Annotated in this window: 19 protein-coding genes; 10 read left to right on the plus strand and 9 right to left on the minus strand. The window is 32.3% G+C overall.

Translation table 11 applies throughout. From position 1 onward, the window contains the following. The first annotated feature begins 3 nt into the window (after nt 1-3). The 10 genes from C4S35_RS10630 (at nt 4) to C4S35_RS10675 (ending at nt 12,223) form a co-directional block, all read left to right on the plus strand. A complete protein-coding gene (locus tag C4S35_RS10630) occupies nt 4-1,341 on the plus strand; it encodes a 4Fe-4S dicluster domain-containing protein (RefSeq protein ID WP_104000233.1) in 1,338 nt (445 codons plus the stop codon). A gap of 82 nt (nt 1,342-1,423) precedes the next feature. Then, nucleotides 1,424-2,215, plus strand: a complete 792-nt coding sequence (locus C4S35_RS10635; RefSeq protein WP_104000144.1) for a (Fe-S)-binding protein — start codon at nt 1,424-1,426, stop codon at nt 2,213-2,215. 31 nt (nt 2,216-2,246) lie between these two features. After that, entirely contained in the window at nt 2,247-3,020 is a 774-nt protein-coding gene (locus tag C4S35_RS10640) for a phosphatase PAP2 family protein (RefSeq protein WP_104000145.1), read from the plus strand. A 31-nt stretch (nt 3,021-3,051) separates the two neighbouring features. Continuing rightward, nucleotides 3,052-3,534, plus strand: a complete 483-nt coding sequence (locus tag C4S35_RS10645; protein WP_104000146.1) for an ABC transporter ATPase — start codon at nt 3,052-3,054, stop codon at nt 3,532-3,534. A 13-nt stretch (nt 3,535-3,547) separates the two neighbouring features. Next, the gene (locus C4S35_RS10650) at nt 3,548-6,538 is read left to right on the plus strand and encodes a serine hydrolase domain-containing protein (protein WP_104000147.1); all 2,991 of its coding nucleotides are present in this window, start codon (nt 3,548-3,550) and stop codon (nt 6,536-6,538) included. Nucleotides 6,539-6,701: 163 nt separating this feature from the next. After that, a complete protein-coding gene (locus tag C4S35_RS10655; protein WP_104000148.1) occupies nt 6,702-7,322 on the plus strand; it encodes a phosphatase PAP2 family protein in 621 nt (206 codons plus the stop codon). A 35-nt stretch (nt 7,323-7,357) separates the two neighbouring features. After that, a complete protein-coding gene (locus C4S35_RS10660) occupies nt 7,358-8,557 on the plus strand; it encodes an MFS transporter (protein ID WP_104000149.1) in 1,200 nt (399 codons plus the stop codon). After that, on the plus strand, nt 8,541-10,562 hold the full coding sequence (locus tag C4S35_RS10665) for a heavy metal translocating P-type ATPase (RefSeq protein WP_104000150.1): 2,022 nt from the start codon (nt 8,541-8,543) through the stop codon (nt 10,560-10,562). The genes C4S35_RS10660 and C4S35_RS10665 overlap by 17 nt, the downstream gene beginning before the upstream one ends. Nucleotides 10,563-10,627: 65 nt before the next feature. After that, a complete protein-coding gene (gene bshA, locus C4S35_RS10670; RefSeq protein ID WP_104000151.1) occupies nt 10,628-11,761 on the plus strand; it encodes an N-acetyl-alpha-D-glucosaminyl L-malate synthase BshA in 1,134 nt (377 codons plus the stop codon). 36 nt (nt 11,762-11,797) lie between these two features. Further along, nucleotides 11,798-12,223 carry a protease complex subunit PrcB family protein gene (locus C4S35_RS10675; RefSeq protein WP_104000152.1) on the plus strand — a complete coding sequence of 142 codons (426 nt, stop codon included), beginning with the start codon at nt 11,798-11,800 and terminating at the stop codon, nt 12,221-12,223. A gap of 75 nt (nt 12,224-12,298) precedes the next feature. Here C4S35_RS10675 and C4S35_RS10680 read toward each other — a convergent pair whose 3' ends face one another. The 9 genes from C4S35_RS10680 to C4S35_RS10720 form a co-directional block, all read right to left on the minus strand. After that, entirely contained in the window at nt 12,299-12,790 is a 492-nt protein-coding gene (locus C4S35_RS10680) for a hypothetical protein (protein ID WP_104000153.1), read from the minus strand. Between the two features lie 169 nt (nt 12,791-12,959). Continuing rightward, nucleotides 12,960-13,277 (minus strand): hypothetical protein, encoded by a 318-nt coding sequence (locus C4S35_RS10685; RefSeq protein WP_104000154.1) that lies wholly within the window; start codon nt 13,275-13,277, stop codon nt 12,960-12,962. 152 nt (nt 13,278-13,429) lie between these two features. Continuing rightward, nucleotides 13,430-15,250: a BamA/TamA family outer membrane protein gene (locus C4S35_RS10690; protein WP_104000155.1), complete on the minus strand. Its 1,821-nt coding sequence runs from the start codon at nt 15,248-15,250 to the stop codon at nt 13,430-13,432. 32 nt (nt 15,251-15,282) lie between these two features. Continuing rightward, the gene (locus C4S35_RS10695; protein ID WP_104000156.1) at nt 15,283-16,503 is read right to left on the minus strand and encodes an AI-2E family transporter; all 1,221 of its coding nucleotides are present in this window, start codon (nt 16,501-16,503) and stop codon (nt 15,283-15,285) included. A 188-nt stretch (nt 16,504-16,691) separates the two neighbouring features. Next, on the minus strand, nt 16,692-17,228 hold the full coding sequence (locus C4S35_RS10700) for a mechanosensitive ion channel domain-containing protein (protein WP_425269144.1): 537 nt from the start codon (nt 17,226-17,228) through the stop codon (nt 16,692-16,694). Between the two features lie 7 nt (nt 17,229-17,235). Beyond that, nucleotides 17,236-17,820, minus strand: a complete 585-nt coding sequence (locus C4S35_RS10705; protein ID WP_104000157.1) for a Maf-like protein — start codon at nt 17,818-17,820, stop codon at nt 17,236-17,238. After that, nucleotides 17,813-18,736, minus strand: a complete 924-nt coding sequence (locus tag C4S35_RS10710) for a geranylgeranylglycerol-phosphate geranylgeranyltransferase (protein WP_104000158.1) — start codon at nt 18,734-18,736, stop codon at nt 17,813-17,815. The genes C4S35_RS10705 and C4S35_RS10710 overlap by 8 nt, the downstream gene beginning before the upstream one ends. Before the next feature lie 43 nt (nt 18,737-18,779). Then, on the minus strand, nt 18,780-19,307 hold the full coding sequence (locus tag C4S35_RS10715) for a KdsC family phosphatase (protein ID WP_104000159.1): 528 nt from the start codon (nt 19,305-19,307) through the stop codon (nt 18,780-18,782). Beyond that, nucleotides 19,291-20,064 carry a Rossmann-like and DUF2520 domain-containing protein gene (locus C4S35_RS10720; RefSeq protein WP_104000160.1) on the minus strand — a complete coding sequence of 258 codons (774 nt, stop codon included), beginning with the start codon at nt 20,062-20,064 and terminating at the stop codon, nt 19,291-19,293. Before C4S35_RS10720 ends, C4S35_RS10715 begins: the two co-directional genes overlap by 17 nt. Between the last annotated feature and the right edge of the window lie 53 nt (nt 20,065-20,117).

Raw genomic sequence — 20,117 nt, forward strand, 5'->3', positions numbered from 1 at the left:
ATGATGAGCTATTTAGACAATGTATTATTTGCCCTATTATTGATTATAGGTTTCGGGTATTTTTATAATAATATCAGAAAAATTATTAGAAATATAAATCTGGGTGTTGCAGTTGATAGAAAAGACAACGCTAAAGCACGTTGGAATAATATGGCCATGATTGCTCTTGGACAGTCTAAAATGGTCAAAAGACCAATAGCTGGAGCACTCCATATTGTGGTCTACGTTGGTTTTGTAATAATCAATATAGAATTGCTCGAAATAATTATTGACGGTTTATTTGGGACTCACAGGGTTTTTGCTTTTTTAGGACCAGTATATAATGTATTGATTGCTTCTTTTGAAATATTAGCATTATTAGTTTTGGTAGCCGTAATTGCTTTTTGGACAAGAAGGAATATTATAAGATTAAAACGATTTGCAAGTTCAGATTTAAAAGGTTCTCCTAAAAATGATGCCAATTATATTTTGTATTTTGAAGTGGTGTTAATGACTTTGTTTCTGTTGATGAATGCATCCGATTTGCATTTACAAAACGTTTCGGGAGGTTTTTCTCATTTTATCAAAGCTGGTTCATTTCCTGTAAGTCAGTTTATTGAACCGTTATTTAACGGAATGTCAAATGAATTGGTGATGCTTCTTACAGAAATATTTTGGTGGTTGCACATCACCGGTATTTTGATTTTTATGAATTACTTGTACTTTTCAAAACACTTACATATTCTATTGGCTTTTCCTAATACTTATTTTGCAAATCTAAATCCTCAAGGTCAATTTGATAACTTAGAGTCAGTTACGAAAGAAGTAAAGATGATGATGGATCCAAACGCTGATCCATTTGCAGCAGCGCCACCAGCAGATGAAAATGAAGTGCCAAGTAAATTTGGAGCGAGCGACGTACAAGATTTAAATTGGGTTCAATTATTGAACGCTTATACCTGTACAGAATGTGGTCGTTGTACTTCGTCATGCCCTGCGAATATTACAGGAAAAAAATTGTCTCCTCGTAAAATTATGATGGACACAAGAGATAGAATTGAAGAAGTTGGTAGAAATTTAGACACGAATAAAGGAGTTTTTATTCCGGATAACAAATCATTGTTAAATGATTATATTACGCCAGAAGAGCTTTGGGCATGTACATCTTGTAATGCATGTGTTGAGGAATGTCCTGTAAATATAAGTCCGTTATCAATAATTATGGACATGAGAAGGTATTTGGTCATGGAACAAAGTGCCGCACCAATGCCAATTAATGCTATGATGACCAATATAGAAAATAATGGTGCGCCGTGGCAATACAATCAACAAGACCGCTTGAATTGGAAAAACGAAAACTAATATTTTATAGTTTAATTGGTTATCCGTTTACACGTTTAACCGAATCATCAAATAATTGAATAACCGAATCAATAAATAAATCATGTCAGAAAATTTAATAGTGCCAACAATGGCAGAAATGCTAGCTCAGGGGAAGCAACCGGAAGTTTTATTTTGGGTAGGTTGTGCGGGAAGTTTTGATGATAGAGCAAAAAAAATAACAAAAGCATTTGTGCGAATTTTGAATCGTTCGAATGTTTCCTTTGCAGTACTTGGTACTGAAGAAAGTTGTACTGGAGATCCCGCAAAAAGAGCGGGGAATGAGTTTTTGTTTCAAATGCAGGCCATGATGAATATTGAGGTTTTAAATGGATATGAGGCAAAAAAAATTGTTACCGCTTGTCCGCATTGTTTTAATACTTTGAAAAATGAGTATCCTGAATTAGGAGGGAAATACGAAGTAATTCATCATACGGAATTTTTGAAATCACTACTAGATGATGGAAGATTGACAATAGAAGGAGGACAATTTAAAGGTAAAAGAATCACTTTCCATGATCCCTGTTATTTAGGAAGAGCTAATAATGTTTATGAAGCGCCAAGGGATCTAATTCTTAAACTGGACGCCGAATTAGTAGAGATGAAACGTTCTAAGGCTAATGGATTATGTTGTGGCGCCGGTGGTGCACAGATGTTTAAAGATGCGGAACCTGGAAACAAGGAAATTAACATTGAAAGAACCGAAGATGCATTAGAAACAAAACCAGATATTATTGCAGCAGGGTGCCCATTCTGTAACACAATGATGACTGATGGAATCAAAAATAAAGAAAAAGAGGGTGATGTAAAAGTTATGGACATTGCTGAATTAATTGCTAATGCACAGGATTTGTAGTATGCTATGTTGATTTACTTAATCTGCTATTATGATTTATAAAAATGTTCTATTTTTTATAATGATGCTATTCAATTTGGTATGCTCTGCTCAGTCAGTTCCTATTTCTATTCCAGTTGATAGTTTAGGAGTTAAAAATAAAACGCAAATCCAATTTAAAACAAAACAATTAATCATTCCTGCAGTTTTAATTGGCTACGGAATAATTGGAATTGGTAATGATCAGCTCAAATCATTTAATAATCAGATCAAAGAAGAAGTAAAAGAGAACATCGATAAAAAGTTCACTATTGATGATTTCTCACAATATCTCCCTTTAGCTTCCGTTTATGGTTTGAGTGCAATTGGAATTAAAGGGAAAAATAATTTCCGTGATAAAACCGTCATCGTCGCAACTTCTTATTTAATTATGGGAATTGCTGTAAATAGTTTAAAACGGACTCTTAAAGTTGAACGACCTGATGGCTCCGGTTTTAATTCTTTTCCTTCAGGACATACAGCAACCGCTTTTATGGGAGCTGAGTTAGTATACCAAGAATATAAGGATGTTTCAGCCTGGTACGGTATTTCAGGGTATTTAGTAGCCACTGGCACAGGAGTATTTAGGTTATATAATAATAGGCACTGGCTGACGGATGTAATTGCTGGAGCAGGAATTGGAATATTAAGTGCGAAGGCTGCTTATTGGTTATATCCTTCCGTTAATAGATTATTAGTTTCTAAAAAACCAACAAATAAAAAAACAACATTTATTCCTTATTATGATGGTAAACAAGTGGGATTTGGACTTGTTTCCACGTTTTAATCATAATAATAGTAATTATAAAAATAAAATTATGTACGTTCCTTTTGAAAATTTACCCGAAGAATCTAAAATATGGATTTATCAATCAAACAGAAAATTTTCGGATGCCGAATTTTCTGAAATAGAAACTGCCCTGCAATCTTTTCTTGAAAGTTGGGCTGCACACGGAACAAGTTTGGTATCATCGTATCAATTGAAATACAATAGATTCATTATAATTGCCGTTGATCAGGATGTTCAGGCTGCAACAGGATGTTCAATAGATTCATCTGTTGAGTTTATTCAAAGTTTAGAACAAAAATATAATGTCGATTTATTGGATAAGATGAATGTGACTTTCAAATTAGGGGAGCATATTGCTCATAAGCCTTTGATTGATTTTAAGAAAATGGTTAAAGATAAAGCCGTTACTGAAAACACAATTGTTTTCAATAATTTGGTTAATAATATTGAAGAATATAATGAATCTTGGGAAGTTCCAGCTATTGACAGTTGGCACAGTCGCTTTTTTTAAACAAAATAGTTCAATGAAAAAAATAGGCATCAGAATTGTTTTATTTTATGTCCTGTTTCTTTTTGTTGCCGCTAGTTGTGTTGGTACAAAAATTAATAAGCCTAAAGTAATTCTAACCAATATTCCATCAAAAAGAATTGTTTCTGCTGATGATTTAAAAAATTCCCCTGTGCTTTTTGAGTTACCTTCTGAAGGAACTAAATGGGTAGATAGTGTTTACGCTGCAATGAATTTAGACGAAAGAATAGGCCAGTTATTTATGGTAGCTGCTTATTCTAATAAAGATACGGTTCATTTCAATGCCATTGATAAACTGATTACTGAAAACAAAATTGGAGGATTAATTTTTTTTCAAGGTGGTCCGGTTCGTCAAGCAAATCTTGCGAATCGTTTTCAATCCAAGTCAAAATTCCCTTTGTTTATTGGTAATGATGCCGAATGGGGTTTGGGCATGCGACTTGATTCAACGGCTAGATATCCTTGGAATATGACTCTTGGAGCTATCCAAGATATGAAATTGATAGAGAGAGTGGGTGTTCAAATGGGAGAACAAAGTAAACGATTAGGTTTACAGTTTAACTTTGCGCCGGTTCTTGACATTAATACTAATCCAAAAAATCCTATCATAGGTTTTCGTTCTTTTGGAGAAGATAAATATAAGGTTACTGAACACGCCATTGCTTTAATGAAAGGGGTACAAAGCCAAGGTGTTTTTTCTACAGGGAAACATTTTCCCGGTCACGGTGATACAGAGACTGATTCCCATAAAGGCTTACCATTAATTAATTTCTCTAAAGAGAGATTGGAAGAGGTCGAGTTTTATCCTTACAGAAAAATGTTTCATCAAGGACTTTCTTCAGTAATGGTGGGGCATTTAAATGTTCCCAGTTTAGAATCAAGATCTAATTATCCGTCATCGATTTCCTATAATGTGGTGACCAATATTCTTCAAAAAGAATTGGGTTTTAAAGGACTAATATTTACTGATGCTTTGAATATGAAAGGGGTAAGTGACTCGAATATTCCCAGCGAAATAAATTTTGAAGCTTTTATGGCTGGAAACGATATCTTATTATTTCCAGAAAATGTTCCTTTCGCAATTGAAAAATTCAAACTCGCTTATTCGGCTAATTTAGTAACGGAGGAAAGATTGGCTTTTTCTGTAAAGAAAATATTAAAATTCAAATACAAAGCGGGTTTAAATTCCTATAAACCTATTGAGACAGCTCATTTATATAAAGATTTAAATTCGTCAAAAAATGATGCTTTGCAGTATGAATTATATGAAAATGCCGTCACTGTTTTAAAAAATACGACTTCTGTTTTACCCATAAAAAATTTGGAAAATCAAAAAATTGCTTATGTAAAAATAGGGGACGACAGCAATGATACTTTTGTTTCAACTCTAAAAAAATATGCAGAGGTAACTGTCATTTCGGATACAAATCCAGATAGTTTACAAGTAAAATTGAAACCATTTACAACAGTAATTATTGGCTATCACAAGGCAGATTTAGCTTTTAAGAATGGTGATTTAAATGCAGAGGAATTATTTAAAATCAATTATCTAGCCCGAAATAATAATGTTATCCTGGATCTTTTTGCAAAACCATATTCCTTATTACCTATTGCAAATTTTGAGGATATTGAAGGATTGGTTGTCTCTTATCAAAATAGTGATATTGCACAAATAGTTTCTGCTGAATTAATTTTTGGTGCTATTGAAGCGAAAGGGAAATTGCCTGTATCCATCAATACAAATTTTAAAGTAAATGACGGTTTAACAACTGAAAAACTAAATCGTCTGGGATTTACCGCTGCCGAAAATGTTGGAATGAATCCTGAAATACTGTCTAAAATTGATGCTTTAGCCCTAAAGGCCATCAATGCCAAAATGACTCCGGGAATTCAGGTGCTCGTGGCTAGAAAAGGAAAAGTTATTTACCAAAAGTCATTTGGGTATCACACGTATAATAATGATTTGAAGGTTTTGGATTCAGATATTTACGATGTTGCATCATTAACGAAGATTCTGGCTACTTTGCCAAATGTGATGCAACAATATGATCAGCAAAAAATAAACATGGAAACGACATTGGGAACGATGTCTCCAATCTTTAAAAATTCGAATAAAGAAAACATCCATTTCAAAGAATTATTATCGCATTATGCAGGACTTGTAGCGGGAATACCATTTTATAAGGCAACAATGGATAAATCAAAACTTTCAGAAAATTATTTCAGAAAAGTTTCAAATGATCAGTTTTCTAAGCAATTAGGAGATAGTCTTTTTATAAGAAATGATTTCCATGACTCGATAATGAAAATGATTATTAAAAGTAAATTAGCTATTAAAAAAGAATACAAATACAGTGATCTTACTTTTATGATTTTAAAAGATTATTTAGAAAATTCAACGGGTAAAAAATTAGACGATTTAATTCAGGAGAACTTTTATCAATCACTCGGGATGAATAATTCAAGCTTTAATCCATTGAAGAAGTATGATAAAAACAGAATTCCTCCGACAGAATTTGATTCTTATTTCCGACATCAAATTTTGCAAGGCTATGTGAATGATTTATCGGCAGCATTAGAAGGTGGAGTTTCTGGTCATGCAGGTGTTTTTTCTAATGCAATGGATGTGGCTAAAATTATGCAATTGTATTTACAAAAAGGGAATTATGGTAATCGTCAGTATTTTTCTGAGAAAACATTTAATGATTTCAACACGTGTTATTTTTGTGCAGAAGGAAATAGGAGAGGTATTGGTTTTGATAAGCCGCAATTAGGAGTAGCAGGACCCACCTGCGGATGTGCATCAATGACTAGTTTTGGACATACGGGTTTTACAGGAACGATGGCTTGGGCTGATCCCGAAGCAGAAATAGTTTATGTATTTCTTTCCAATAGAACTTTTCCATTGGCTACTGAAAATAAATTATCGAAGGAAAATATTCGAGAAGATATTCAGGAAGTAATTTATGATGCAATTGTAAAATAGCGCAATAAAACAGAATAATTAACTTTAAGCCATTATGAAATTATTAAACAATTTCATAATGGCTTATTTTTATTAAAATGGCTTTTTTAAAAATTTAATTTTGAAACATTTAGTTAAAAATTACTCTATGTATTATAGTATATTTGATTTGTAAAGCAATACTATGAAAAATAAAAGGAACGTATTTAAAGCAAGCTATTTAGCGGTATTTCTTTTTTGCATAACTTTTTTAAATGCCCAAAATGCAGACATAAATATTTTAAGAGATATCAATGTTTATAGAAATACATCTTTAGATCCCACTTTTAAGATAATAACCAATAGTGCCGTTCCAATCAGCGTTGCAACTCCCATTATTATTTATTCCGTAGGATTGATAAAGCAAGACAGTACAATCAAAAAGCAGGCAATTTTTATTGGTGAAACGTTTCTGGTTTCAGCATTTGTTACAACTGCTTTAAAGCACAGCATAAAAAGGGAAAGACCATTTGATACGTATTCGGATATAGATAAAGCGACTTCTGCACCCGGTTATTCATTTCCTTCAGGGCATACTTCGACAGCTTTTGCCACAGCAACATCATTGAGTATGGCATATCCTAAATGGTACGTAATTGCGCCTTCTTTTGTATGGGCGAGCGCAGTAGGATATTCTCGAATGCATTTAGGGGTTCATTATCCTACGGATGTATTTGCAGGAGCATTAGTAGGAAGTGGTTCCGCTTATATAACGTACAGAGCTAATAAATGGCTTAACAAGAAAAGGTCTAAAAAAGAAAGGTAATTGTAACTTGAATCTAGCATTAAAAAAAAAGCAAAATGAAAATACTAAATTACATTACAAAAACAGTCTGGGTATTATCATTGGTAAGTTTATTTACCGACACTGCAAGTGAAATGCTTTATCCAATTATGCCTATTTATCTAAAAACGATTGGATTTTCAATTGTTTTAATTGGTGTTTTAGAAGGATTTGCTGAAGCTTTGGCTGGATTAAGCAAAGGATATTTTGGAAAGTTATCTGATAATTCCGGAAAACGAGTTCCCTTTGTACAACTGGGTTATAGTTTAAGTGCGATTTCAAAACCAATGATGGCAGTATTTATTTTCCCGCTTTGGATATTTTTTGCGAGAGCCATTGATCGTTTTGGAAAAGGAATTCGTACAGGGGCAAGGGATGCTATTTTATCGGACGAAGCTACAGCCGAATCCAAAGGGAAAATTTTTGGGTTTCATAGATCGATGGATACTTTTGGTGCAGTTCTGGGTCCAATTATAGCTTTAATTTATCTTTATTTTTATCCGCAACAATACCAAACGCTTTTTTATATCGCTTTTATTCCTGGTGTTCTTGCCGTATTAGCATCATTCTTACTTAAAGACAAAATAAAGCCTCATCCAATTGAAAAAAAGCCGACGTCCTTTTTTTCGTTCCTTAACTATTGGAAAACAAGTCCGCAACAATATCGAAAAGTAGTAATCGGATTATTGGCATTTACATTATTTAATAGTTCAGATATTTTTTTGTTATTAAAGGCTAAACAAGCTGGCCTTAATGATACATACGTAATTGGAGTTTATATTTTTTACAATTTAGTTTATGCGCTTTCGGCATTTCCAATAGGTATTTTAGCAGATAAAATAGGTTTAAAGAAGATGTTTATTTTTGGATTATCTTTATTTGCCATAGTCTATTTTGGAATGGCGTTCAGTAAAAGTCTTTTTTCGATTTCGATTTTCTTTTTTATTTATGGAGTTTATGCGGCCGCAACCGAAGGAATTTCAAAAGCTTGGATCAGCAATATTTCAGATAAAAAAGATACCGCGACAGCAATTGGCACCTATTCAGGATTTCAAAGTATCTGTACTTTAATAGCAAGTTCATTGGCAGGATTAATTTGGTATCAATTTGGACCCAATGTAACATTTATTACTACAGCTGCAGTAACGCTTTTGGTTATTATTTACTTCTCTTTTTTTATAAAAGATAAAATTATTAAAAATGGCACACCAATATAAAAAGGAAGTTAACGACAAAGAATCGTGTTGTACTTTAGAAAAAAAAATGGGTGTTAAAATGAGCGCAGATGCTGGTTGCTGTTCTCTTGACGAGCAAGAAAATCATTCTGATGATGATCACGACCACGACCATTCAAATGGGAGTGATAGTATTTTTAGGATGTTTTTGCCTTCAATATTAAGTTTGTTATTACTATTAACAGCAATTGCATTTGACAATTATTTTCCTCAAACCTGGTTTGTGGGTTGGGTTAGGATTGCGTGGTTTTGTGTCGCTTATCTTCCAGTAGGTTTACCTGTATTGAAAGAAGCTTTTGAGAGCATAGGAAAAGGTGCTGTTTTTTCAGAGTTTTTTCTAATGTGTATTGCTACACTTGGTGCTTTTGGAATTGGCCAGTATGCTGAGGGTGTTGCCGTAATGTTATTTTATTCTATTGGTGAATTATTTCAAATGTTAGCTGTAAAAAGAGCCAAATCAAGCATTAAAGCATTATTAGGCCAAAGACCGGATTCTGCGAATGTTATTGAAGGACTCGAAACTGTTTCAAAAAAAGCTTCAGATATTGCCATTGGTGAAATCATTCAATTAAAGCAAGGTGAAAAATTAGCTTTGGATGGAAAACTACTTTCTGAGTCTGCTACTTTCAATACAGCGGCGTTAACGGGGGAAAGCAAACCCGATACCAAATCAAAAGATGAAATGGTTCTTGCCGGAATGATTAATCTCAATGCTGTTGCTATGGTAGAAGTTACAGCAATTTTTACCGATAGTAAATTATCTAAAATTCTTGAAATGGTTCAGGAAGCAACTGCTAAAAAAGCTACAACCGAACTATTTATTAGGAAATTCGCCAAAATTTATACTCCAATAGTTGTTTTTCTGGCCATCGGAATTTGTTTGATTCCTATCTTATTTGTGGAGAATTATGTTTTCAGAGATTGGTTGTACAGAGCATTAATTTTCTTAGTCATTTCTTGTCCTTGCGCGTTGGTAATTTCCATTCCATTAGGTTATTTTGGTGGAATTGGCGCAGCAAGTAAAAACGGAATTTTAATTAAAGGCTCTACCTTTTTGGATATTTTGGCTTCTATTCAAGTAGTAGTTATGGATAAAACCGGAACATTAACTAAAGGTGTTTTTAAAGTGCAAAAAGTGGTAGCTGTAGGGATTTCGGAAGCTGATTTAGTAAAATATACGGCCGCAATTGAAACGAAATCAACGCATCCCGTTGGTTCAGCTATAATTGAATATGCTAAGGATATTGTGAAAGACACTACAATTAGCGAGGTAAATGAAATTGCAGGCCATGGAATGAAAGGGCTTGTCGATGGAAAAGAAATTTTAGTAGGAAGTACTAAATTGATGAAAAAATTCAACATCAGTTATGACACTGACATTGATACCGTTCCATTTACAATTATTGTAGTTGCTCTCAATAAAAAATATGTCGGCTATTTTATTATTGCCGACGAAATTAAAGAAGATGCAAAAGAAGCTATTCAAAACTTACACAAAGTAAATATTAAAACCATCATGCTTTCAGGCGATAACCAGGCAATAGTTTCGCTTGTCGCCAAAGAGTTGAATATTGACCAAGCTTTTGGGGAATTATTGCCGGAGAATAAAGTTCAAAAAGTTACAGAATTAAAAGAACAGCATGTAAAAATAGCATTTGTTGGTGATGGAGTAAATGATGCACCAGTAATTGCTTTGGCCGATGTCGGAATTGCAATGGGTGGCTTAGGAAGTGATGCTGCCATTGAAACTGCAGATGTTGTTATTCAAAATGACCAACCAACAAAGATTTTTACAGCAATAAACATTGGAAAAAAGACTAAACAAATCGTTTGGCAAAATATTGGTTTAGCTTTTTCTGTAAAACTAATTGTTCTAATTATGGGCGCGGGGGGATTAGCCACCATGTGGGAAGCCGTTTTTGCGGATGTTGGCGTAGCTTTATTGGCTATTTTAAATGCGGTAAGAATTCAACGAATGAAATTTTAAATAAAAGCGTATTTCTCTAAAATTCCAACCTAATTTTATTAATTTCGTTTCATTAAAATAAATACATGAAAATTGCAATAGTTTGTTATCCTACCTTTGGAGGAAGTGGAGTTGTCGCTACAGAATTAGGGCTTGAATTGGCTCGACGTGGACATGAAATTCATTTCATAACCTACAGTCAACCAGTACGTTTGGCGCTTTTAAGTCCAAATGTGCATTATCATGAAGTTAATGTGCCAGAATATCCTTTGTTTCATTATCAGCCTTATGAATTGGCTTTATCGAGCAAATTAGTAGATATGGTGAAGCTATATAAAATTGAATTGTTACACGTACATTATGCCATCCCACATGCGTATGCGGGCTATATGGCGAAACAAATGCTGAAGGATGAAGGAATTAATATTCCAATGGTCACTACGCTTCATGGAACTGATATCACTTTAGTTGGGAATCACCCGTTTTATAAGCCTGCAGTAACTTTCAGTATCAATAAATCAGATTATGTCACTTCGGTTTCCCAAAGTTTGAAAGACGAGACCCTTAAATTATTTAATATAAAAAAAGAAATTGAGGTTATTCCAAATTTTATCGAATTGGATAAGAATGTCAATGACCCCACTATTGCATGTCATCGTTCCGTTATGGCAAAAGCAAATGAACGGATCATTACCCATATTAGTAATTTTAGAAAAGTTAAAAGAATTCCGGACATTATTAAAATATTTTATAGTATTCAAAAGGAAATTCCTGCCAAATTAATGATGGTAGGAGATGGCCCAGAGAAAGAGAAAGCAGAATATTTATGCCAGAAATTAGGTATTCTAGATAAAGTAATTTTTTTCGGAAACAGTAATGAAATTGATAAAATTTTGAGCTACACAGACCTTTTCTTGTTGCCTTCTGAAACAGAGAGCTTTGGTCTTGCTGCTTTGGAAGCTATGGCGTGGAGTGTTCCAATAATTTCGAGTAATTCCGGAGGTTTACCAGAAGTAAATTTTGATGGGATTTCAGGTTATTTGAGCGATGTGGGTAATACGGATGAAATGGCTGTGAATGCTTTAAAAATTTTAAAAGATGATGAAACTCTAAAAAAATTCAAAGAAAATGCGCTGAATATTGCCAAAAAATTCGACATCAAAAATATTTTGCCTTTGTATGAAGAGTTATATAAAAAGGCAATAAATCAATACGTGTAAAATTCTTTCTTTAAACTCCCTAATTTTATTTAAAAAATGAAAAAAATTGCTCTTGTATTGTTAACTGTATTATTATTTTCTTGTGCTTCCACTAATAAAACTGCAGATAAAAGACCATTGTTTGAAGTCTTAACGCAACAAAATGATGGTGGCGCAAGTATACATTTTTTTGAAATTCTTTCGGAACCTAACGAAATTAAGATGCTTCAAGGGGATGAGAATTTAAAAAGCAAAATTGGTCTGAATGATATTCAAACGTCAAATTTTGTTATTTTAAATATGGGACAAAAAACAACAGGAGGTTATAAAATAGGAATCGAAAATGTTGTTGAAACAGATAAAAATATAATTATTACTGTCAAAGAAACTATCCCTGAACCAGGAGGTGTGGTTACACAAGTTTTTACAAATCCTTTTTGTGTTGTTAGAATAAATTCTAAAAAAGAAATTATTTTTAAATAAAAAAACTCCACTATTTCTAGTGAAGTTTTTCAGTTTTTGTATTTTACCATTTTCAGGTTATAGATTAGCTAACAATTAATGTTTTCCATTTCCATGGCCATTGTTTCCTTTTCCTTCTTTATGATCGCCATTATTTTGGTTGCCTTTATTACCATCATTTTTGTACACTTTGTTATTATTGCTGCGACTAGAACCTATCGATTTTTGTGGTTTACCATGATACCCTTTGTAATATTTAACTTTATGACTTTTAAAGTTACCATAAGGTTTTGAACCATGATAATCATTTAAAATTACTTTATATCCATTATACAAGTTGTAATTTCTATATTGTCCCGGTAAATATCGAGATCGGATCCATGTTCCTCGATTCAAGTAAATAAATTGTGTAGCTCTAATGTCATAGTATGCTTCAACATCAGGTAGATAATAATAGTCTACGTTAGAGTATCCTACCGGTCCCCATGCTGGAGGTGTGCCTAAATTTACATTTACTGAAACTTGGGCGTGTATTGCACTTGATGCAAAAAGGATTATTCCTAAGGCGATTAATTTTAATGTTTTCATTTCTCAGATATTTAATTAATATTTATTTTCTGTTAACTTTAGAGTTAATTTTTTAGTATAAAGCCAAAAATTGTGCCACAGACCATAATTAACATCCAATTGGGTTATATTTTCAATAAAAAAAGAGAAGTTTATAAGCTTCTCTTCTAATTTATATTTTAAAGATTAGTTACAATAAAAGAATCAATAAAAGAATAATAATGATAATCGCTCCAACTGAAAAATAAACGCCATTTCCTGTCGCTGCCAAGTTAGATTTAATTGCACGTACTTCTTTACGAAGTGCTTTTTTCTCTGAAGATTTCATGGAAGATTTATCCATTGCCTTAATTTGCTCTAAACGATTTAGCATAACCTTTACTTCAGCAGGTACTTCTTTTGTAGTATTTGTTACTGTTGTCGGTGCTTTTTCAGCAGCCAAAATTGTCGTTGGAAATGTACCTAATGTGAATACCATCATCATTAAATAAAATGTCAATTTTTTCATTTTTGTTAAGGGTTTTAGTTAAAAATATTTTAATAATGTAAATGTAATGAAATAAAAGGATTTTAAATTTATATTATTTTATGTTAAAATTATATAATTCACACTTTATAAAACAGGAATAAATTTCTTCATTAGAAGATTGAATTCAGCCTTTATTTAAAAATTACTGTGCGTGGTTTTGCCAATTCAAAATCCTGAAAGCCAAAATCAGTCGTTTCAAAAGAATTAGTTTTAAAGACATTGTCACCAATATTTGGAATTGAAGGATAATAGGAAAGTGATATTTGGAAAGAACTGAATACTAAAAAGTCATTATTTACAATAAATCCAACACTAATTTTTGAATATGCTTTACTGTTTTTCAATCCTTTTTCAGCATTACCAAGCATTGCGATTGAATAATTAAAGTATGGATTCAGTCGAAATCCCCACAGATCCCAAGGAGAATAGGCTTGGGTCTGTAAAGTCAACATTACTTTTTTAGTGCCATATTGAGCACTGTTAAAACCATTAATTCCATAATTTTCATTGATGGTAAGTTGATCTCCAATAGAATTTGTTCGATTTATTCCCAATATGAATTGGGGTTTAATAAACTGTCTTAATTTCCATTTTCCCATATCAATCAAATTAGTAAAATAATTGGCCTGAAATAAAAAAGCAGTTTGGGTGGTCTTTGATTTGTCAAAAAAACTGCCCAATTCAATGTTGGTACTTAAAAAGCCCCAATCATAAAAATTTCCGAAAGATGCTTGAGCACCTAAATAATAGCGTCCATGATTATTTTTATGTTGATAACCACCCGTTATCCCATATATTTTTCCAATAGGGACATCCTCAATGATTCCGTTTTTAAAAATGTATTTATCTTCAACGAATTTTCTTGAAGTGAAGCCAATTCCGGAAAGAATGAATTTTTCTCCAGAATAGAAATTAACAGGGTCATATTCAATTGAAGGACTTTCCAGATATTTTATATTTAATATCCTACCTGATAGTATTAAGTTTGTTGTTCTGTCACTTTCTGTATTTCCTTCAAAAAGTCTAAAAGCATGCCCTATCCAAAAATCCTGTGAGTTATATTTGAAATTTTGTTTAGCATATATCAGATTAGAATCTTGAAGCGTATCTTTTCTAAATTGTTGATCTACATAAATTCCACCGGCCCATTGTGTTAATGGGGAATAAAAAGGACGTTCCACATTGACACTTTTACCATAATAATCATCTAAATCAATGAAATATCTGACGGTTGTCTTTATAAATGTATTTTTGATATTTGGTATGCTATAAGCTAAACTATAGGCAATTTTTCCATCACTGAATCGATTTCTAAATTTATTATCAAATTCATGGCCCAAACCTATAAAATTACGTTCATTCAAATCGAAAGTAGCTCTGGAGCTCGAAACAGAGCCTTTTGGGATCATGCTCCACGAATCTAATACGCGAACGGAAACATCAACAGAATCTGGATTGTTTTTAATCAGTTCTGAAGTTATACTAACTCTGTTAACATATCTTTGAGTTCTAATTAAACGCTCTGATTCCTTAATTAATAGAGAATCCAATGGCTTATTTTTTTTAATAAGCAATAAATTCAGAATGGCAAGTCTATTCGTTTTAATGTGTATTCTGTTTCCTTCTCTTTCTGCCCAATTTTTAGGCCTTCTTGTTGAATCGATTTCTGAAAATCCAAACGGGTCGAGCGTAATGATATTAATTTTTCTAATTATTTTACCTTCAAAAGCTTGAAGTTTTTTTTGCTTTACTTTTTTCTTCTCCACTTTTAAATTAACGGGTCTAAAAACTAATTTATGAACTAATCGGGTAAATTTATTTTTTTTCGAATAGGTTTGAATATTTTTATATACCCCAGAAGAATCTTTTTTTTGGTTATCGACTTGCGAAAAAGATACTTGAGAAAAACAGAGTATTAAAAGAAATAATGTAAATGTTTGTTTTTTTAGCATCTAAAAAAATACTTTAATTTGGTGTGATTCTTCTAATTTTGAGAATTTAAATTTTCATCATTAGTTCTACTCATATCATTTTCAGTAGTGGTTTCCGTAAACATAGGAACAGTAATATCCGTTTTGATTATGATTTTTTTTACTGATGTTTCTGAATCAAAAAGAGGTAATTTAATATTGCGCCAAGTATATGTTTTTGGTAAATCATCCCCCATTAAATAACCCCAAGGCTCTAAAGATTCTATTCTGTCAAAAATTACTTTAAGAATAGCAATTATAGGAATAGCCAAAAACATCCCTGAAATTCCAGAAATTGCACCACCAATAATGATCCCAACGATGGAAACGAATGCATTTATTTGGACTTTTGAACTTACAACTAATGGCACTAAAACATTGTTGTCAATTAATTGTACAATTATATTGACTACAATTACACCAACAATTATGGATAAGTCGGGAGATCCAGTTAGCGATGCTACGATACTTAAAACACCTGCAAACAATATTCCAACATAAGGGATTAAATTTAGAATTCCTGTAACAATTCCCAACAAAATAGCATATTTAACGCCTATTATCATAAATCCAACTGTTGTTAATATGGAAACCAAAATCATTTCTATAATTAAACCAACAATATAACTTTTTACGGCTACTTTTATTTGAGATAAAATATCTTGCAATTTCGGGTGATACTCTTTTTTTATTAATTTTGAAAAGAACAACATAAAATGGGTTCTGTACAAAAGGATTAAAAAGACATAAATAGGAATTAAAATAAGGTTGATTAGCGTATCCGTAAACGACATTAAAGTCGTTCCTATCATTTCTTTCCCTTTTTCCATTGAATCTTCAGTCGCAGTATCTAAATATTGTCTTTGCTCTCTGGAACTTATATTGAAATGTTCTCGGATATATTGTTGAATATTATGAATGTGAATGTTAATGTTTCTCTCAATTTTATTAAAATCATTAGCCATTTCACTAATTTGAAGGGATAAAAATGCAAAAAGCCCAATAAAAAATAAAATAAATAACAAGACAGTTATCATTACTGCTATAACATGCGGGAAATGGAGTTTATGTCTTATAAAATGAGCAATTGGTCTTAATAATATGGCGAATATAAAAGACAACAGGATTGGGATTAAGATTTCTTGACCAATATAAAAAATATACCCAAAACAAATTAGGCTTACTAAAATCAATGCAAGTTTTGCGTAGAATGGAAGTTTTATAATGTCATTCATATTTTTCGTTGTATTTATATTGCACTAAATGGGAACAAGATATAATTTAAAATTTAACAAGCAAATATGATGCAATAAAAACTCTGATATTTATAGATTTTTTAAAAATAGTTATATAATTGCCACATAAACAGTAAAATAGTTTTATCATTGGAATCAAAATAAATTGTAGTTCTGAAAAATTGCACTTAATCTATAAATTCTTTATCATCAAAATGATTTTTCATTATTGAAATTCCTCTTTGCAAAAGTAAGTTGTTAGGGTAGATAACCATTTCTCCATCAAGAGTTTTCAAGTACACATGAAAAGCACCGATATCTTCGATTTCAGCTTCAAAAGGGAAATCTTTGTCATGAATTTTTATTATATCACCAATTTTAAACGGAAAAGAAAAGAACAAAATAATACCAGATGTGATGTTACTCAAAATAGACCATTGGGCAAACATGGCAACGCCTACTACTGTTGTAATGGAGGAAAGAGCAATAAAAATATCTTTGGTCTGCACTCCCCAGATTAAGACTAAAGCTATAAACGCTACAATGTTAATAAATAAATGAATGTATTTAATTACTAAATTTGTTCGATGCTCCAGAGTATGACTTGATTCAGCATAACGTCTTACTAATTTTGTAGTTATCAATCGTAATGAAATGTAGACAATCAAAAGTATTCCTGTACCAATTAGTTCTTTTGTATAATCGAAAATTAGATTTATACCCATGATTTTATTAGGCTAATTTACTTAAATATTCATATACTTTATCAGTAGGCATACCCATCACATTGGCGTAAGAACCTTCAATTTTTGAAACGCCAATAAAACCGATCCATTCCTGAATACCATAAGCACCTGCTTTATCATACGGTTTGTAATTTTCCAAATAATAGGCAATAGCTTCATCACTTAATTCGTTGAAAGTAACTTTAGTCAGCTCATTAAGAACCGTTGTTTCTGAAGTACTTTTAAAACAAACCGAGGTAATCACTTCATGTGTTGTATTCGACAATGATTTCAGGATTTCAAAAGCATCTTGCTGATTTTTTGGTTTCCCCAAAGCTTTGTTATTATGCCAAACAATCGTATCACTTGTTATAAGGATTTCATTCGGTTGTAATTCGCCTTCAAAAGCACTTGCTTTCAATGCAGCCAAATAATCTGTAATTTCTGCGGCTTTTAATTCCCGAGGGTATACTTCTTCAATTTCTTTTAATCGGATTTCAAAATCCAAATCTAAATCTTTAAAGAATTGTTGACGTCGTGGAGAACCCGAAGCAAGAATCAGATTGTATTTTTGTAATTTATTTTTAAGCATTGTATTTCATATTTATGGTGATTACAACAATAGATAAAATTCCGAAAAAAAGTATCCATTTTAGTAACAAACTCAATTGATTAAAGTCTTTTTTTGTTTTTGCATTCCAAATTTTTATTGTGAAATATAGTAGTGGTCCTATTACAAAAAATAAGAAGTAAATAGTGGTGTAAATTAAAAGGAACAAATTGTTATAAATATAAAAAAGAATGCCTATTATGGGGATAAAACTTAATGCAAAAACGATTTTAGTGGTTCTGCTAATCCCTACAGCTACTGGTAAAGTATATATTCCATGATTATAATCTCCATTTACATCTTCTAAATCTTTAACGATTTCCCTAATAAAATTAAGGAAGAAAGTAAAAATCGCATAATCTAAAAGAATAGAGAAAATAATAGACATTTGTGCCTGGTTTCCTTCATAAGTAGCAGGATATAAATCAAAAATTCCTATTATAACAACGCTGAAAGCGAGCAATAAAGCCACAATTATATTTCCTATGAGAACCATTTGTTTTAAACTTGTGGCGTAAAGATAAAGGGTGGCGGCAATCAAAATAAAAATAGAAGCAAAACCAGGTTTCATTATCACATTTGATAGGTAAAATCCAATACCCACACCAACACAATTAAGCACAACATATATATTGTAGGCTTTTGCTTCAGAAATTATTTTACCTACAACTACATCATTCGGTTTGTTATCGTTATCCGTATTTTGGTCAACTATATTATTGATCACATAACCACCTGCTGCAAGTAAAACGGTGGATAAGACTAATAATAAATATTGCCAATCTGCTAGGGACAATGGGATACTTTGAAATTTAAAAAACCCATATCTGAAAATGAGTTGCATAAATGCAAGCAGCAGTAAATTTTGGTAACGGATTAGTTTTAGAAATGGAAACATTTATTTCATTTAAAATTTATAATTCAATATTTTAAAATAGCAACTAATCGTGTTTCCCGTCAAAATGTTCCATCCATTTTCCTTGCACCTTCATCACTTGTTCAATCACGTCACGAGCGGCTCCTTTTCCACCGTTTATATGCGAAATATATGTACAAATCGCCTTAATTTCAGGACTTGCGTCTTGCGGACAAGTAGGCAAACCAACTAATTTCATGACATGATAATCAGGAATATCATCTCCCATATACAAAACGTGTTCTGGATTTATATTGTAAACATCCGTATATTCATCAAAGGTCTCTACTTTGTTTGGTGTTCCTAAATATATGTCAGTAATACCAAGGTTTCTTAACCGAATTCTAACGCCTTCATTACTTCCGCCTGAAATAATACAGACATTATAACCACTTTCCACAGCTGCTTTCATGGCATAACCATCACGAATATTCATAGTTCGCAAAATAGCTCCTTCATTAGTTACAAAAACAGAGCTGTCAGTTAGTACGCCATCGACATCAAAAATAAAAGTGGTGATATCGTTCATTATTTCTTTATAACTTTTTGCCATTATGCTGTATAGATTGTGTTAAGGTTTTATAAATTTTTAAATGGTTTTCATTGGATAAAAACGCTTCATGTGCTTCAATAGTTGCACTGTCATTGCGTTTTGCCGGTCCTGTTTGTGCTTCCTCCGGCGAAAGTACCATTATTTTTTGTGCCGTTTCTGCAATTAGAGGTTTTAGAATTTCGAAAGGAACCTGATTTTCCTGACAAATTTCACTTCCTATTTGGTACAAATGATTGGTGAAATTATTGACAAATACAGCCGCAACATGCAATGCTTTTCGTTGTTCAGAATTAATGGCGAAAACTTTATCGGAAATCATTTTTGCTACTTTTTCCAATAATTGAAAATCAGTGGCATTTTCGCTTTCTAAACAAATTGGGATGACTTCAAAATCAACTTCTTTATTTTTAGTAAATGTTTGCAAGGGATAGAAAACGCCTTTACGGTTATCATTATCCAAAGCATTCAAGGGAATGCTTCCGGAAGTATGCACCACCAAACGGTTTTTGAAAGAAAGTTGCGAAGAAACAGCAGCAATTGCATCATCAGAAACGGCAATGATATACAAATCAGCTTCTTCCAAAGCCTCTAAATCATCTGTGATTTTATTTAAATCCAGTAAGTGCGAAAGACTTTCTTTTTGTCTTGAAAAAACTTGAATCAAGTCGATTTCTGTTCCTATGTTTTGGGAGTTTTGAAAGGCAACAATCAAATGTTGGGCTACATTTCCAGAACCAATAATTATTACTTTAGTCATAGGGCAAAATTAGCAAAAAAATATTAAGTGTTTTTGATCGCTTTTTATGTTCG

The sequence above is a fragment of the Flavobacterium urumqiense genome (assembly GCF_900108015.1).
Lineage (GTDB): Bacteria > Bacteroidota > Bacteroidia > Flavobacteriales > Flavobacteriaceae > Flavobacterium > Flavobacterium urumqiense.

What these genes read in the sequence shown, in the direction of transcription:
- bshA (WP_104000151.1), top strand. Translation starts at nt 10,628, where the DNA reads ATGAAAATTGCAATAGTTTGTTATCCTACCTTTGGAGGAAGTGGAGTT.
- C4S35_RS10680 (WP_104000153.1), bottom strand. Translation starts at nt 12,790, where the DNA reads ATGAAAACATTAAAATTAATCGCCTTAGGAATAATCCTTTTTGCATCA.
- C4S35_RS10630 (WP_104000233.1), top strand. Translation starts at nt 4, where the DNA reads ATGAGCTATTTAGACAATGTATTATTTGCCCTATTATTGATTATAGGT.
- C4S35_RS10645 (WP_104000146.1), top strand. Translation starts at nt 3,052, where the DNA reads ATGTACGTTCCTTTTGAAAATTTACCCGAAGAATCTAAAATATGGATT.
- C4S35_RS10710 (WP_104000158.1), bottom strand. Translation starts at nt 18,736, where the DNA reads ATGTTTCCATTTCTAAAACTAATCCGTTACCAAAATTTACTGCTGCTT.
- C4S35_RS10690 (WP_104000155.1), bottom strand. Translation starts at nt 15,250, where the DNA reads ATGCTAAAAAAACAAACATTTACATTATTTCTTTTAATACTCTGTTTT.
- C4S35_RS10675 (WP_104000152.1), top strand. Translation starts at nt 11,798, where the DNA reads ATGAAAAAAATTGCTCTTGTATTGTTAACTGTATTATTATTTTCTTGT.
- C4S35_RS10635 (WP_104000144.1), top strand. Translation starts at nt 1,424, where the DNA reads ATGTCAGAAAATTTAATAGTGCCAACAATGGCAGAAATGCTAGCTCAG.
- C4S35_RS10655 (WP_104000148.1), top strand. Translation starts at nt 6,702, where the DNA reads ATGAAAAATAAAAGGAACGTATTTAAAGCAAGCTATTTAGCGGTATTT.
- C4S35_RS10640 (WP_104000145.1), top strand. Translation starts at nt 2,247, where the DNA reads ATGATTTATAAAAATGTTCTATTTTTTATAATGATGCTATTCAATTTG.
- C4S35_RS10705 (WP_104000157.1), bottom strand. Translation starts at nt 17,820, where the DNA reads ATGCTTAAAAATAAATTACAAAAATACAATCTGATTCTTGCTTCGGGT.
- C4S35_RS10665 (WP_104000150.1), top strand. Translation starts at nt 8,541, where the DNA reads ATGGCACACCAATATAAAAAGGAAGTTAACGACAAAGAATCGTGTTGT.
- C4S35_RS10650 (WP_104000147.1), top strand. Translation starts at nt 3,548, where the DNA reads ATGAAAAAAATAGGCATCAGAATTGTTTTATTTTATGTCCTGTTTCTT.
- C4S35_RS10700 (WP_425269144.1), bottom strand. Translation starts at nt 17,228, where the DNA reads ATGGGTATAAATCTAATTTTCGATTATACAAAAGAACTAATTGGTACA.
- C4S35_RS10695 (WP_104000156.1), bottom strand. Translation starts at nt 16,503, where the DNA reads ATGAATGACATTATAAAACTTCCATTCTACGCAAAACTTGCATTGATT.
- C4S35_RS10685 (WP_104000154.1), bottom strand. Translation starts at nt 13,277, where the DNA reads ATGAAAAAATTGACATTTTATTTAATGATGATGGTATTCACATTAGGT.
- C4S35_RS10660 (WP_104000149.1), top strand. Translation starts at nt 7,358, where the DNA reads ATGAAAATACTAAATTACATTACAAAAACAGTCTGGGTATTATCATTG.
- C4S35_RS10720 (WP_104000160.1), bottom strand. Translation starts at nt 20,064, where the DNA reads ATGACTAAAGTAATAATTATTGGTTCTGGAAATGTAGCCCAACATTTG.
- C4S35_RS10715 (WP_104000159.1), bottom strand. Translation starts at nt 19,307, where the DNA reads ATGGCAAAAAGTTATAAAGAAATAATGAACGATATCACCACTTTTATT.